General features: G+C 71.5%; 4 protein-coding genes. 2 read left to right on the top strand and 2 right to left on the bottom strand.

The window, feature by feature from the left end; all coding sequences use genetic code 11:
- Window positions 1–243: 243 nt before the first annotated feature.
- A complete protein-coding gene (locus OHB41_RS02790) occupies window positions 244–4,311 on the bottom strand; it encodes a carboxypeptidase regulatory-like domain-containing protein (RefSeq protein ID WP_266705616.1) in 4,068 nt (1,355 codons plus the stop codon).
- 525 nt (window positions 4,312–4,836) lie between these two features.
- Between OHB41_RS02790 and OHB41_RS02785 the strand changes: the two genes are divergently transcribed.
- Window positions 4,837–9,096, top strand: coding sequence for a carboxypeptidase regulatory-like domain-containing protein (locus OHB41_RS02785; RefSeq protein WP_266696336.1), 4,260 nt, complete (start codon window positions 4,837–4,839; stop codon window positions 9,094–9,096).
- Between the two features lie 44 nt (window positions 9,097–9,140).
- Here OHB41_RS02785 and OHB41_RS02780 read toward each other — a convergent pair whose 3' ends face one another.
- A complete protein-coding gene (locus OHB41_RS02780) occupies window positions 9,141–10,181 on the bottom strand; it encodes a helix-turn-helix transcriptional regulator (protein ID WP_266696335.1) in 1,041 nt (346 codons plus the stop codon).
- A 507-nt stretch (window positions 10,182–10,688) separates the two neighbouring features.
- On the opposite strand from OHB41_RS02780, the gene OHB41_RS02775 reads away from it, so the two are divergent.
- Window positions 10,689–13,460 (top strand): helix-turn-helix transcriptional regulator, encoded by a 2,772-nt coding sequence (locus tag OHB41_RS02775; RefSeq protein ID WP_266696334.1) that lies wholly within the window; start codon window positions 10,689–10,691, stop codon window positions 13,458–13,460.
- Window positions 13,461–13,942 lie beyond the last annotated feature (482 nt).

Genomic DNA, 13,942 nt, shown 5'->3' with positions numbered 1-13,942 from the left:
ATTCCCCCTTGCACACCGCAGCGTTACACAACGTCCCCGAGGCGGTGGAACACACCCTCGACGTCGGCTCCATGGCACCGGTCATGGCCGACCACCAGCCGCAGCACGTATTTCCACGGAGGACGGTGAAGGACGGGTGGGCCGGTCCCTGAGGACCGGCCCATCCTTCATGCCCAGGTCGAACCGAGCGTGCGTCGGCGGGGTGGTTCCACGTGCCGTCGGCGCCATTGCGTACTTGCTGTGCTACTTGCGTTTCAGGGTGAAGTTGCTGGTGACCGTCGCTCCCTTCTGGACCTTCACCGTCGTCACGGTCGGTTGGTAGCCGTCCTTGGCGACGATGACGGTCAGCGGATTGTTGCGGGCGTCGAGCCAGAGGGCGTACGTGCCGTCGGCCGCGGTGGTGAGGGTGTACGTCGAGGCCCAGCTGTCGATCTGGACGGTCGCCCCGGCCAGCGGCGCGGTGCCGCCGGACGACGTGGCCCCCAAGACGGTTCCGGTGATCTTGCCCCAGGTCTTGGGCGGGTTGACGTGCAGGCTGACCGGTACGCGCGGCACGGAGTACGGCGTGTCGGTGCCCACGGTGAGGGCGGCGGTCAGGTCACCGGGCTGGGTCACCTCGGGGACCGAGGCGTCCAGGGAGACGGTGACGGTCGTCTTCGCGCCGGGCTCCAGGGTGAGCTGCTGGGTGCTTTCGCTCAGCCAGGTGATGTCGCCCGCACCGGTCTGGTCGTAGCCGGGCAGCAACTCGGCCTTGGACGTCGGGGTGCTGGGCGCCGTGCCGCCGCCGATCTTGTAGAAGCCGGGGGCGCCGCCGCCCCGGTAGGTGGGGACGCTGGGATTGGGAAGCGCGCTCCAGGTGCCGGCCTTCGGGTCGAAGGCCTGGCTGCGGTTGGTGAGCGCGTTGTTGCCGACACCGCCGGCCAGCAACAGCTGCCCGTTGGCCGCGGTGTAGGCCGAACCCCACTGCGCGGCGGGCATGTCGGCGAGCTGTGACCAGCTGTCGGTGCCCGGGTCGTAGACGTAGGTGTGGGTCACGTCGGTGTTGTTGGCGCTCAGACCGCCCGCGCAGTAGAGCAGGTCGTCGATGTCGCCGCAGGCCTGCCACGAGATCGGTTCGGGGTACGCGGCGATCGCGGACCACGTGTCGGTCTTGGGGTCGTAGACACTGGCGTCGGTGGTGCCGCAGGAGTCGGCACCGCATCCGCCGACCATGTAGAGCTTGTTGTCGAGGACGGCACTGCCGGAGCCGGCGTACGGCTTGGGCGCGGACGCGCCGGTGGTCCAGCTGTCCGAACCCGGGTCGTAGATCTCCAGCTTCGCATCGGGGTTGCCGGTCGAGGCCCAGCCGCCGACGGCGTAGAACTTGCCGTCGATGATGCCGTGCGCGGGGTCCTCGCGGGTGTCGGACGCGCTCGCCAGCTTCGTCCAGCTGCCGGCGACCGGGTCGAGGACGTACATGTCCTTGCTGTCGGCCGATCCCGTGTACCCGAAGGCCGAGTAGATCTTGCCGTCATACGCGCTGACAGCGTTGTCCATGATGGCGCCCGGGAAGTCCGGGACGGCCTGCCAGGGGCCGTCGGCCGGGACGGCGGCCGGCTTGGCCGTGCTGCTCTTGGCATGGGCCTTGCTGGACAGCGGGGTGAAGTCACCCTTGACGGTCCGCAGCGCGGCGCCCTTGCCCTGCTGGGTGAAGGTGCCCGACTGCTCGCCGAGCTTGACCGTCGCGGGCGCGTCACCGGTGTTCTTCACCGTCAGGTTCTGCGTCTTGGATCCGCCCCAGGCGACGGTGGCGGAGACGGAGGCGGGGGTGATGGTGATGTTCCCGGCCTTGAGCTTGAAGTCGGCCGTGACCGTGCTGTCGGCGCCGACCTTCGCCGCCTTGGACAGGGACGTGTACTTGGACTTGGCCGCGGTGAAGGTGTGGCTGCCGAAGGTGGTCGAGAGCAGTGAGTAGAAGCCGTCGGGGAGGTTGGGGTCGTCGGGGGTGGCGACCGTGGTGGCCCGCTCGGCGGGCTTGTCCTGGCTGGTGACGGTGGCACCGACCACGCCCGTGGCGGTGTTCGCGTCGGTCACGGTGCCGACGACGAGGGCGCCCGGGGTGGGTGTGGCCTCGCGGTTGCCGACGAGGACGTCGTCGACGGACCACCACCAGCCGAAGTGCGAGGCGAAGTGGAAGCGCAACCGCACCGCGGACTTGCCCGCGAAGTCGGTGAGCGGGACGGTGATCCGCTGGCCGGGGGAGATGGACGAACCCGCGGTCCAGACCTTGGTCCAGGTCTTGCCGCCGTCCTCGGTCGCCTCGACTTCGGCGGTCTGGTTGGTGAACTGCTGGTACTGGGTGTTGAAGGCGAGTTCCGGGTTGTCCTTGCCGGTGAAGTCGTAGACCGGGGTCACCAGTGAGGTGTCCTGGGTGGCCGCGCCGCCGAAGTGGTCGCTGTCGGCGACGGCGAACGCCCCGTCACCGCCCGTGCCGTTGCCGCGGTTGCCCGGGTCGTCGAACTGCCAACCGCCTTCCGTGCCATCCGCGTTGACCACGCTCCAGCCCGTCGGCGGGGCGTCGGTGGCGTCGAAGGGCTCGGTGCTGCCGCTGTCGTGGACCTGGTATCCGGGCGTGTTGGTGGCCCACGAGTCGACAGGGACGGAGAAGCCGACGGTCTGGTCGGAGCCGCCGACGTCGATCTTCTTGGTGACGGCGCGGTAGCCGGTGGAGGCCGTGGCGACGTGCAGGGTGTAGGTGTGCCCCTCGGGCAGGTCGAGGCTGTAGGAACCGGTGGCCGGGTCGGTCCACACGGAGCCGGGCACGCCGTCCGCGGTGATCTTGGCGTAGAGCGGCCATCCGTGGCCGGAGCCGTCGACGACCTTGCCGGCGATGGTCCGGCTGGGTACCGGGGTGAGGGAGAAGCTCTTGGTGAGCGTGGCGCCGTCGTCGACCACGACCTTGTCGGCCGAGCCGTCGGCGTAGCCGAACGCCTGGACGCTGACGTCGTAGGTACCGGTCGGCACCGTCAGGGAGTACGCGCCGGAGGCGTCGGTATGGGCGACGTTGGTGTCCGCGCTGACGGTGGCCCCGGCGACGGGCTTGCCGGTGGCGCTGTCGGTCACACTGCCGGAGATCACGCCGTGCGGGCCGCTGCGGAACGCGGACAGACCGGCGGGTGTGCCGAGCCCGGTGGGACCGTCGTAGCCGTCGCTGCCGTTGCACAGGTACGACGGGGAGCACGTGCCGTTGCTGCCGGTGGTGATGTCGTTGATCCCGGCATGCGTCGCGTACGGGTAGGAGTTCGGGTAGGTGCCGGTCACGGGGGTTCCGGCGTCGGCGTACACGGAGGCGATGATGGGCGCGGAGACGCTGGTGCCGCCGTACACGGCCCAGCCGCCGTTGCCGTACGTCTGGTAGACCGCCACGTCCTCCGCGACGGCGGAGACATCGGCGAGGGCCCGGTTGTCACAGCCGGTGTCGTGCTGGAACGCCGGCTTCGGTTCGTACAGTGAGCAGCCGGAGCCGGCGAGGTTCCAGGCGGACTCGGTCCAGCCGCGCGGCGTGGAGGGGGCCCGGGTCAGCGTGGTGCCGCCCACGGAGGTCACGTACTGGGACGCCGCCGGGTAGCCGACGCCGTAGGCGTAGTCGCCCGTGGACGCGGTGATCGCGACACCCGGGTGGTTGTAGTGGGCGTCCAGCGTGGTGGTCTCGGACGGGTCCTCACCGTTGCCGCCGCGGTAGTCGCTGCCGTAGGAGTTGGAGACGAACTTGGCGCCGAGCGCGACCGCTTCGTCGACCGCCGAGGAAAGGCTCTCGAAGCTGTTGTCGTCGGCCTCGACCAGCAGGATGTGGGCGTTGGGCGCGATCGCGGAGACCATGTCGAGGTCGAGAGAGATCTCGCCGGCCCAACCAGGGTCGGGGTCGGGGTAGTCGGTCCCGCCGCGCTGGTTGACTTTGTGGAAGCAGCCGTTGTCCGTGGTGCAGGCCGGCAGCCCGTACTGCTCGCGGTAGACGGCGAGGTCCGCCTCGGCGGTGGGGTCGTCGAAGGCGTCGACGATGGCGACGGTCTGCCCGCCACCGCCGTCGGCGGCCAGGTTGTAGGCGCTCTGCAGATCGGCGGCACCGTAGCCGTCGGGAGTGTCGGCTGCCCGCAACACGCCCTTGACCGACTTCACGTCGGAGCGGCGCAGGGCGAAGCAGGAGAAGTGGCTGCGCTCGGGGACGGCGCAGGTCGGCTCGAAGAGCGGGCGTGCGCCGTCCGAAGCGGCAGCGGCGGAGGCGGGCGCGGCATCCGAGGCCGACGCCGGGGCCTGCAGGCCGAGCAGCGCCATTGCGGTGGCGCCGAGCACGGCCAGGCCGGTGGATATCGTTCGTCTGAGAGGGGATCTGGTTCGCGTTGTAGTGCCTGTGGTGCGCAACGTGTGACTCCCATGCGTGGTTGCTGGGGTCGACCCGTACACGGCTCTCGGGCGACGGTGAATGTCTTGGTATTCACCGGTGGCTAATTAGCGGGACCAGTAATTCGCGTGTCAATCAGTTGCGTTGTGTGACCGCCGTGACTGAACGTCAGTATCGAGGTGCCCTCGAGGCGTTTACCGCCCGTGATTCAGGTGCGTTTCGCAGAGAATGTGCGTTCCGTCTGTCCGTTGAGCGGACAAAAAGCGCTTGCTGCGGGCCCGCGTTCACCGGAATGTGTCGAAGGCGTGAATACGACACGGCGTCAAACCGCCAGCGGTCCGCGTTGACCGGCCGATGCGAATGGTTGGAGTTTTGTGCTGGTCAACACGTCTCTTCCGCCGAGCGCCCGCGTGTCGAACCATGCCGGGCCCCTGCCCCGTCACCTCCTGGAGCCGTCCTTGCTGCACAGATCGCCCGCCGGACCGGGGCGGCGCAGACCGTCCCGCCCCCGGTCCGTCGTGGCCGCGGTGGCCGCCGCCGTCCTCACCGTCCTGGTGGCGCTGCTGCCCGGACAGGCCCTCGCCGCGCCCTCCGCGTCCGACCCGTCGTCCTCCTCGGCACCCGCCGTCTCCGCCGAGCCCGCCTGCGGCACACCCCGACCCGGCTCCTTCACGTGCTTCGCCCTGCGCCGCACCGACGTCCCCGCCACGCGCGGCCTGCGCCGCGCCGGGGCCGGCCAGGCGGACCCCGACGGCTACTCCCCGGCCGAACTGCGCGCGGCCTACGGGCTGCCGGCCGACGGCGGGGCCGGGGCCACGATCGCCATCGTCGACGCCTACGACAACCCCACCGCCGAGGCCGATCTCGCCGTCTACCGAAGGCAGTACGGGCTGCCCGCCTGCACCTCCGACAACGGATGCTTCCGCAAGGTGGACGAACACGGCTCCGCCGCCTACCCGGCCGCCGACGACGGCTGGGCGGGGGAGATATCCCTCGACCTCGACATGGTCTCCGCGATCGCACCCGACGCGCACCTCCTGCTCGTCGAGGCCGACACCGCGTCCTCCGATGACCTGGGCACGGCCGAGAACACCGCCGTGTCCCTGGGCGCGCGCTACGTCTCCAACTCCTGGGGCGGCTACGGCGACGACGCCGGCCAACTGGCCTACGACGAGGCGTACTTCAACCACCCAGGAGTCGCGGTCGTCTTCAGCTCCGGTGACAACGGCTACGGCGCCAGCTACCCGGCCTCGTCGCCGTACGTGACCGCGGTGGGCGGCACCTCACTGGTCCGTGACGGCAGCACACGCGGCTGGAACGAGTCGGTCTGGAACGCCACCACCGTCGACGGCGGCGGCCAGCAGCACTGGGGCGCGCCCGGATCGGGCTGCTCGGACGTCGAGCCGAAACCCGCCTTCCAGTCGTCCGTCGACTGCCCGGGCCGCTCGGTCGCGGACGTCAGCGCCGTCGCGGACCCGGCCACTGGTGTGGCGGTCTACAACTCCTTCTCCGACGGCGGCTGGAACGTCTACGGCGGCACCAGCGCCTCCGCGCCGATCATCGCCGGCGTGTACGCGCTGGCCGGCACCCCCGTCTCCGGAACATACCCGGCCGCCTATCCCTACCAGGCGCCCGGCGCCCTCCACGACGTGACCCGGGGCGACGACGCCAGCTGCGCCGACCGTTCGGTGTGCGGCCACGGCCCGACACCCGACTGCACCCCCGCCTTCACCTGCGCCGCGCGGCCCGGCTACGACGGACCGAGCGGGCTGGGCACACCGGACGGCATCACCGCCTTCCGTCCCGGTCCGCACGGCACCGTCGCCGGCTCGGTCACCGACGCGGCCACCCGCCGGCCGGTACCCGGCGCGACGGTCGCGCTCGGCGACCACCGGGCGACCACCGACGCCCAGGGCGCGTACCGGCTGGACATACCGGCGGGCTCGTACGCGCTGACGGTCAGCGCCTTCGGCTACAAGGACACCGACCTGGGCACGGTCCGCGTGGACGACGGTGCCACACCGACCAAGAACGTGGCGCTGACCGCGCTTCCCTCACAGACCCTGTCCGGCACCGTCCACGACGGCGGACAACACGGCTGGGGTGTCTACGCCCGCCTCACGATCGACGGCGTGCCCGGCACGTTCTTCACCGACCCCGCGACCGGCCGGTACACCGTCCGCGTGCCCGAGAACCACACCTACACGCTGCACGCCACGGCGCTCTATCCCGGCTACCGCCCCGCCGACACCACCGCCCCCGTGCGGTCCGCCCCGCGGACCGCCGACCTGACACTGCCGCTCGACACCGCGGGAACGCTTGCCCCCGGGTACCGGATGACCTACCACGGCGGTGAGTCGCAGTCCTTCCCGACCACGGCCACACCCGACGGATGGACGGTCCGCAACAACACCGCGGCCGGGGGCTGGCAGTTCGACGACCCGCTCAACCGAGGCAACCAGACCGGCGGCACCGGCCGATTCGCCGAAGTGGACGACTTCGCCCTGGGCTGGGCACCCGCCGACACCGAACTCATCAGCCCCAGCTACGACTTCAGCGCCGAAAAGGTCCCCGAGCTGCAGTTCGACACGGCGTTGCCGTCGCTCTACCGGGTCGGCGACCTGACCGCCGACGTGGACGCGAGCACCGACGGCGGAGCCACCTGGACCACACTGTGGCACCGGACCGACATCGTCGCCGGTCCCGCCCACGAGACGGTGCCCCTGACCACGTACGCCGGCAAGAAGTCGGTACGCGTCAGGTTCCACTTCACGGGCTCCCTGACCGGCATCTGGCAGATCGACGACGTGAGAGTCGGAACCCCCGCCCTGGTCACCCGTCCCGGCGGGCTGCTGGTCGGAAGGATCGACGACGCCAACTCCGGCCACGGCGTCCTCGGCGCGACCGTCGCCGCCGCGGCGGTGGCCGCCGACAGCGGCCGTATGGTGGCCGCGCCGGGCGACCCCGCGCGCAGCGACGGCCTGTACTGGCTCTTCTCCCCGCGCACGGGCCCACAGAAATTCACCGCGGGACTGCCCGGCTTCGGATACCCGCCCGTCACCGACACGGTCAGGGTGCGGCCCGACACCGTCACCACGGCCGACTTCACGCTGCACCCGGCACAACTGCGCTACGACGTCCAGGCGGTGACGGCCAACGTGCCGTGGGGCGCCAGGAAGAACGTCACGGTCACCGTCCACAACACCGGTGGTTCGCCCGCCACCGTCTCGCTCGGCGAGCAGCGTCTCGGCGGCACTCCGGCGACATTGTCCGGCACCCCGGCCCGGCACACGAGAGCGGCACTCACCCCGAACACCCTGCTGCGCACCGCCGCCGCACCGGCGTCCGCGACCCGCGCCCCGGCCGGGCGGGAATGGTCCGCGCTGACCGACCTGCCGACCGGGACCTTCGCGGGCATCGCCGCGGTCGACGACGGCACGCTGTACGCCGGCCTCGGCGAAGCACCGGGAGGCCAGTGGAGCGGTGCCTTCTCCGCCTACGATCCGGGCACCGCGACCTGGCGCACACTCACGGCGCCGGCCACCAAACGGCTCGGTCCGGCCTACGGCTTCATCCGCGGCAAGCTGTACGTCACCGGCGGCCGGGACGCCTCGGGCGCGCCCATCGCGGGCGGCGAGGTCTACGACCCGTCCACCGACACCTGGTCGCAGATCGCGGACGCGCCCAAGGCGTACGGTGCCGCCGGCTCGGTGGTCCTCGGTGACCGGCTGTACGTGATCGGAGGCTGCGACCGGATCAACTGCGGTACCGCCGACGTCCAGGTCTACGACCCGGCGACCGACACCTGGTCGGCGGGCACGCCCTACCCGGAACCGATCTCCTACCCGGTGTGCGGCACCGCGGACGGCGTGGCCTACTGCGCGGGCGGTGCCTACGAGCCCGACGGCCACGCCCCGCAGGCCACCGACCACACCTACGCGCTGGACCGGGCGAACGGGACCTGGCATCGGGTGGCCGACGCCCCGGCCGACGTCTGGGGCGCCACCGGGACGGCGGCCGACGGCCAACTGCTGGTCGCAGGTGGGTTCGAGGTGAGCGCCGGCGCGCTGACCAACGAGGCGCACGCCTACGACCCGTCCACCGACACCTGGTCGGCGCTGCCCAACCTGGCCGAACCCGTGCTCGGTGCCCAGTCGGCGCCCGGCTGGTTCGCGATCGGCGGCATGGACGCCTACAGCGTGCCGCAGCCGGCCGTGCGTGAACTGCCGGGCTGGGACCAGGCACATGGCGACGTGTCGTGGCTCGCGGAATCGGCCGGGAAGCTCACGGTCGAAGCGCACGGGTCGGCCCGGATACGACTGACCCTCGACGCCGGGGCGATGACCGCCGCCGACGCCGGCGCACACCGGGCAGCGCTCGTCGTCGACACGGACACCCCGTACGGAGCGGTGTCGCTGCCGGTGGCCATGACGGTGGTGCCGCCCGCCGGCTGGGGCCGGCTGACCGGGACCGTCACGGGCACCACGCCCGCAGGTGAGGCGGCTCCCCTCTCGGGTGCCACGATCGACATCGACGGCCCGGACGGCACTCTGACCGCGACGACGGCCCAGGACGGCACGTACTCCGCGTGGCTCCCGGCGAAGGGCGGGCCGGTGCGGGTGGTCGTGTCGGCCGACGGCTACCGGTCCGCGAGCCGGTCGATCCGACTGGTGAAGGGGGGAGCGGTCACGTCGGACTTCCGTCTGCGGGCGAGGTGAGACAGGGCCGGCCGGGGCGTCCCGGCCGGCCCGCGCACCGCCGCTCACGAACCGGTGCGTCCGGGCTCCCCGCTCAACGCCAGCGGTACGGCGTGCTGTTCATGATCCGGCCGCCACCAGCCGCGGCTGGCGGCGAGCACTCCGGCCTGGAACCGGCTCGCCGCCCCCAGCCGGCCGAGCAAGGCCTGGACCCGGCGCTGCACCGTGCGGTGGCCGATCCCCAGTTGACGGGCGATGGCCTCGTCCGACATCCCCATGGCTAACAGAGAGATGATCCGCCGCTCCTCGTCGTTGACGAACTCGTTCGGGCCGACCGACGCCGGCCTGCCGGGCAGGTAGGGCTGCGCCTGCTCCCACAGCGACTCGAAGAGGGTGGACAGCGCGTCGAGCAGGGCGGAGGGATGGACCAAAATGCACGCGTCCAGCACCTGAGGTGTGGCCAGCAGCGGAATCAGCGCTGCCTGGTCGTCCGCGATGATCAGCTTCATCGGGGCCTCGGGCAGGAACCGGACCTCTTCGCCCGCTGAGATGTCGACCTCCACCCGCGCCACGACACCGGGCATGCTGAGGGTGTCCCGGGCATGGATGAAGCGGCTGCGAACGCTGCGTCCGGCCACGGCGGTGGCGGAGTTGACGCGTTCGCCGTCGCTCGCCTGGGCGTAGGGAGGCGCGTCGATGCCGCGGATCTCCCGCTCGGCGCGCTTGAACAACTGCTGCCCGCAGCGAGCGACGCCGTCGCGGCCCGTGACCACCTGGATCAGCGACGTCGAGTCCCGGCTCCGACGCGCCTCACGGTGCCGCTGCGTCAGCCGCTCGCTCAGCGCACGCACCCGGTGGATGTCCCGTTCGCGAGCGAGCAGAAGCACTTCCAGGGCGTGGTCGGGCGGCAGCGCGGTGTACATGGGCGGGCTGCCGGGCAGCCGGGATATCAGGCCGCCGTCCTCCAGCCGCACCAGGGCGGCGATGGCGGCGTCGGGCTCGATGCCGGTACGGCGGCACAACTCCCCGGCGGACATGGGCGGGTTGTCGACCAGGATGATGTACAACGCCTCGGCAGGCTGATCCAGCCCGAGAACTTCCAGCATGGGCACCTCCGACCACAACCTAGCGCCCTCATGATCACACCGCTGACGATCACTGATCCTGGTCGTCCTTCCGGTCGAAGGCGAGAGAACCGGCCACCAAAGTGACCTCGCGCTTCTCGGCCGCGGCCGCGCCCGCACACCCCCGGAGCCCCGCCCTCCTCGGAAAGCCGGGCACCGCTGCCTTACCGGACGGCCAGGCCCGATCGGGGACCTCTCCTCGCGGACCGCTGCCGACAGGCATCACGGGAGCCTGTCTGTCACCTCCGAGCCGGGCGACACCCGGTTCCTGACTCGTCTCCCACGGCGTCCGCCGCGGGCGGCCGGTTCGTGACCACCGTTCCGCTGCCCTCGCGATGCCGCCGCGCGGTCCTGTGCCCTGACTCCGGCGAAGCCCCGGTGCGCGTCACGAGCCGGTCGGTTGGCGGATCCCACGTCTCCGGTGGTGCCAGATGAGCATAAGTCCAGGTAGGAGAGGTATGGACCGGACGCCACAGGTAGATTGGGGACATGGAGCTCCCGGGGCGTCCCGCGGATTTGCTGGGCCGGCGTGCCGAATGCGCGTTGTTCGACCGCTGGCAGGATGCCGTCAAGGCCGGACGGGGTGGCGCTCTCGTGGTCGTCGGTGAGCCTGGTATCGGCAAGTCCGCGTTGCTCGACCACATGGCCTTGACCGCGGTCGGCTTCCACGTGGTGCGAGCCGCCGGTGTGGAAGCGGAGGCGGAACTGCCCTTCGGGGGGTTGCATCAGGTCTGCGCGCCGTTCCTGGCCACGCTGGAGCACCTGCCCGGACCGCAGCAGGACGCGCTGGCCGCGGCATTCGGGCTGCGGACCGGAGCGGCGCCGGACCGCCTCATGCTGAGCCTGGCCGTACTGGGGTTGTTGTCCGAGGCGGCGGCCCGCCAACCGCTGATCTGTGTGATCGACGACGCCCAATGGCTCGATCCCGGTTCGGCACAGGCGCTCACGTTCGTGGCGCACCGCGTCGGTGCGGAGCCCCTCGGTCTCGTGTTCGCCACTCGCCGCGCCGGTGGCGGTCTACGCGGGTTGCGGGAGGTGGTGCTGACCGGGCTCGGCCCCGGGGACGCCCGCGCCCTGCTGCACTCGGCCCTGCACGTGCCGTTGGACGAGGTGGTCGTGGAGCGGATCGCCGCGGAGGCCCGGGGCAGTCCGCTCGCCCTGCTCGAACTGCCCCGGACCATGACGGCCGCGGGGTTCGCGGGCGGATTCGGTCCGACCGACACCGCAGCCGTGCCGGGGCGCATCGAGGACAGTTTCCGTAGCAGGGTCCTCCGCCTTCCCGCGGCCACCCGCATGCTGCTCCTGGTGGCCGCGGCGGAACCGACCGGCGACTCCGCACTGCTGTGGCGCGCGGCCGCCCTTCTGGGAATCGGGGTCTCGGCCGCGGCGGCGGCCGAGACCGACGGGCTGCTCTCCATCGGCACGCGGGTGGTCTTCCGCCATCCCCTGGTGCGGTCGGCTGTCTATCAGGCGGTGCCGCCGTCGCAGCGGCGGGCGGCGCACCGCGCTCTGGCGGACGCCACCGGCCCCTCGGAACCGGACCGGCGTGCCTGGCACCGCGCGCTCGCGGCCGTCGGCTTCGACGAGGAAGCCGCAGCGGAGCTCGAGGGGTCGGCACACCGGGCCCTGGCACGTGGTGGTATCGCTGCCGCCGGGGCATTCCTGGAGCGGTCGGTCGCGCTCACCGCCGACCCGGCCGCCAGGGCGGAGCGGGCGCTGCGTGCCGCACGCGCCAAACTGCAGGCCGGCGCGTACGACAGCGCTCTGGGCCTCCTCACGCTGGCGGACCGGGGGCCCGAGAACGAGCTGCGGGCCGCCAACAGCGAGCTGCTGCGAGGGCAGATCGCCTTCGCCCGCAGTTTCGGCGGTGGAGCCGCCCCCCTGCTGCTGCGCGCGGCCCGCCGATTCGAGTCCATCGACGTCTCCCGTGCGAGGGATGTCTATCTGCAAGCGCTGGCCGCGGCGCTGCTCGCCGGCCGGCTCGGTGACGAGTGCCGGATCACGGAGATCGCCCACAGCGCTCGCCGGCTGCCCGCGGCGTCGGTGCCACGCGCCTCGGATCTCCTGCTGGACGGACTGACGCTCCTCGTCGTCGAAGGCCGCGGCGCCTCGGTTCCGGTATTGCGCAGGGCGGTATCGGCGTTCATCACCGAGGAACTGGCCCCGGAGGAGGAACTGTATTGGCTGTGGCTGGCCGGTCACGGCGCCGGGCTGCTGTGGGACGACGAGGCCTGGCGACTGCTGGCCACGCGGCTTGTGCGATCGTGCGAGGTACGAGGGGCGATCAGCATCCTCCCGGTCGCGGCGGCCACCCGTGCGGGACTGCACTTGCTGGGCGGGGAACTCCTGCAGGCCGCGTCGTTGGCCGAGACGGCTGCCGACGTCACTTTCATGACCGGTGCCGGCCCGGTCCCCTACGCCGAGGTGGGGCTCGCCGTCTTCCGTGGCCGGGACGACGAGGCCCTTGCCGCTATCCACACCGCGACCCGGGACTCGATGGCGCGGGGCGAAGGCATGGCCCTGACCTACCTCCAGTGGGCCGGCGCAGTCCTCCACAACGGGGCATGCCGATACGAGCAGGCGCTGGAATCCGCGCGCCTGGCCGGCGCCGATTCCAGCGTCCAGCGCATCCGCAACTGGGCGCTGGCCGAACTCGTCGAGGCGGCCGTACGTACCGGACACCAGGACCTGGCCGACGAGGCCCTGGGGGAGCTGTGCCGGACGACCGGGCCCTGCTCCAGCCACTGGGCGGTGGGCGTCGAGGCACACTGCCGGGCTCTGCTCGCCGTCGGCCCGGATGCCGAGGACCTGTACCGCACGGCCTTGGGACGGCTCGAGCGCACCGGCCTGCGTGCCGTGGTGGCCCGTGTCCATCTTCTGTACGGGGAGTGGCTGCGGCGCGAGCGCCGCCACCTTGAGGCACGAGACCAACTACGGCGGGCACACGAGATGTTCGTGCGGTTCGGCATGGACGGTTTCGCCGAACGGGCCCGCTGCGAACTGTCGGCAGCCGGCGAGCCCACCCTCAAGCGCCGGTCCCGGTTCGGTGACCAGCTCACCCCCCAGGAGAGACGGGTCGCGATGCTGGCGGCCGAGGGAGCCACCAACCCCGAGATCGCGTCGCGGCTGTTCATCAGCGCCAGCACGGTCGACTACCATCTGCGTAAGGTGTTCCGCAAGCTCAAGGTCACCACGCGTACGCAGCTTGCCGGGCTGCTGCGAGACGGCCGGCCGGTTCCCGGAGTCACAGAGCGTCCCTGACGCCGCTAGCGGAGACGACTACGCATTCACGTGATGCCCCCGGGCGGGGGCGTGTGCCTACCGTTGCCAGTGATGCGGTTACCAGTGATGCGGCACCGGAGCGTGCCGGCGGTACACCGTCGGGCGCGCCCCGCGTGCTACACCGCGGAAAGCGAGCGGACTGCCATGATCACGCCCATGACCACATCTGATTCCCCCCTGTCCCGGCACGGCGCATTCAGCCCATGGGCATGCCCGCCGCTTGCCCGCGCACCGCCCGGACGTCGTCCTGAGTTGACTCCGACGGAGCGCCCGTCCCACACGATCGCCACATCGCCCGACGGCATGAGGCGGCGAGGTGACGGTCCGCGAACTCTCTGGAAACGGCGGCGACTTCGGCTCGGACGCCTTCAAACGCCTCGACAGCGCGAAGCCGGTCCTGCGACAGCACCCCCTGTGCGGCGATGGCCAACACCGTTGCGCAAACACAAGGACCAAGAAAG

The sequence above is a fragment of the Streptomyces sp. NBC_01571 genome (genome assembly GCF_026339875.1).
In the GTDB taxonomy this organism is placed as follows: domain Bacteria; phylum Actinomycetota; class Actinomycetes; order Streptomycetales; family Streptomycetaceae; genus Streptomyces.
This window is presented reverse-complemented; position numbering and strand designations above follow the sequence as displayed.

Bases quoted from the DNA above. Each gene is read 5' to 3' on its own strand.
- OHB41_RS02775 (WP_266696334.1), top strand. From the start codon at position 10,689: ATGGAGCTCCCGGGGCGTCCCGCGGATTTGCTGGGCCGGCGTGCCGAA.
- OHB41_RS02780 (WP_266696335.1), bottom strand. From the start codon at position 10,181: ATGCTGGAAGTTCTCGGGCTGGATCAGCCTGCCGAGGCGTTGTACATC.
- OHB41_RS02790 (WP_266705616.1), bottom strand. From the start codon at position 4,311: ATGGCGCTGCTCGGCCTGCAGGCCCCGGCGTCGGCCTCGGATGCCGCG.